The 1,104-nt window shown below is 39.9% G+C and carries 2 protein-coding genes; both read right to left on the minus strand.

What is annotated here, in order from left to right:
* Nucleotides 1-506: ROK family protein (locus tag SAE01_RS24310; RefSeq protein WP_218029244.1), on the minus strand; the 506-nt coding region annotated here is incomplete at its 3' end.
* Nucleotides 507-734: 228 nt separating this feature from the next.
* Nucleotides 735-1,104: 6-phosphogluconolactonase (locus SAE01_RS24315; protein WP_174834632.1), on the minus strand; the 370-nt coding region annotated here is incomplete at its 5' end.

Raw genomic sequence — 1,104 nt, forward strand, 5'->3', positions numbered from 1 at the left:
TTATGACCAAGTTCGCCGGCGTAACCATCTTGTCCATAGACGAGTTGTCGATTGCATACAAGCGCACTTCCCATTCCGGTTCCTAAGGTAACCATGATAAAATCTTTGAAACCTTTTGCGGCTCCGTAAATCATTTCACCCAGTGCAGCTGCATTCGCATCGTTGGTTAAGGTACAAGGCAAACCAAACCTGTCAGTAATTAATTGTGCTAACGGAACGACACCATTCCAACGAAGATTAGGCGCGTACTCAATAATACCCTTGTAATAATTTGCGTTAGGCGCTCCGACACCAATACCGATTATTTTGCCAACCTTTCTATAGGTTTCAATAATCGGCATGAGCTTATCATATAACTCATCTATATAAGGTTCAACTGTACTGTAAGTGTCTGTCCTTATTTTACCTTTTACTAAAATTTCTCCGCGGTGATTGACGATACCATATTCAGAATTTGTACCGCCGATATCAATACCAATAGCGAGATTAGGAGAAACATTTGTCATTATTATATCTTTAAAAACGAGGCAAAAGTATTAAAGTTCGGTTTATCATTTTTGTTTTGTGAATTATGCCTCATCTGCAATAGGATGTGTACGGGTACACCCGCTTGCATTATATAGATAATCTACTTTATATAACTTTTTTGAGAATTATAAGATCGGTAAGAAATACTTCAATACTATAGAGCAAGCAGGACGGCACAATTAGCGAACTAAAAGCCGTTGGTTACACTATTTCTCATTCAATAAAGAAGCGGCGGCTTCATCCATAAACCAGGCAACGTCTCCATTTGTAGGTTGAATTAGTTGTGCGGGATATTGGTCCACATTTTTTTCTCCCTTAAATACGTGCTCAACTGCTTCTGCTTTTGAACTTCCAAAGACGAGGAAGGCTATATGATGAGCCTGGTTAATAAGAGGCGCTGTAAAAGTGATACGATACACTTGTTTGTCCTGCACAAAAATTTCTTTGACGCCTACTGCGGTTTCGTTTACAACTTCTGTATGTGGAAACAACGAAGCGGTATGCGCATCGTCACCGAGGCCAAGTAAGATTAGATCAAAGTTTATTGGACCCGGAGCAAAATGATCTTCGATAGCC

This window comes from Segetibacter aerophilus (genome assembly GCF_007991655.1).
GTDB classification, from domain to species: Bacteria; Bacteroidota; Bacteroidia; order Chitinophagales; family Chitinophagaceae; genus Segetibacter; species Segetibacter aerophilus.